Raw genomic sequence first — 390 nt, forward strand, 5'->3', positions numbered from 1 at the left:
CATTCATGACTTTGGCCAGATAACCAATCCAGTTTGTGAAGAAATCGTTTTCCCGCCCCGATGCTTTCAGCGTTTCGATCATGCTGATGCCCGATGTGGTGGTTCCCAGTAGCTTGCCTGTTTCATTACTCAATAAACGGCTACCATCTTTCCGGGCTCTTGATACAAACCGGAGTGCAATTACATTTAGTCCCGCCATACAAATGCCGATGAGCGTCAGCAGTACGTCATACGAAAACATCAGGAAGGCGTAAAACAACACGATAATGACATTCAGGACGGCATTGGCCAGATCACCGCTGAGTAGCCGGGCCACTTTATCGTTAAGGGAAACCCGGTTACCAATCTCCCCGCTATATCGCTGCGTAAAAAACGAAATGGGTAAGTGGA

At 47.9% G+C, this 390-nt stretch carries 1 protein-coding gene; it reads right to left on the bottom strand.

Annotated features, from left to right (window positions below):
• On the bottom strand, positions 1 to 390 hold a 390-nt coding region (locus tag BLX24_RS31340; RefSeq protein ID WP_262483019.1), incomplete at both ends, for an ABC transporter transmembrane domain-containing protein.

It is taken from the genome of Arsenicibacter rosenii (assembly GCF_001870735.1).
In the GTDB taxonomy this organism is placed as follows: Bacteria; Bacteroidota; Bacteroidia; order Cytophagales; family Spirosomataceae; genus Arsenicibacter; species Arsenicibacter rosenii.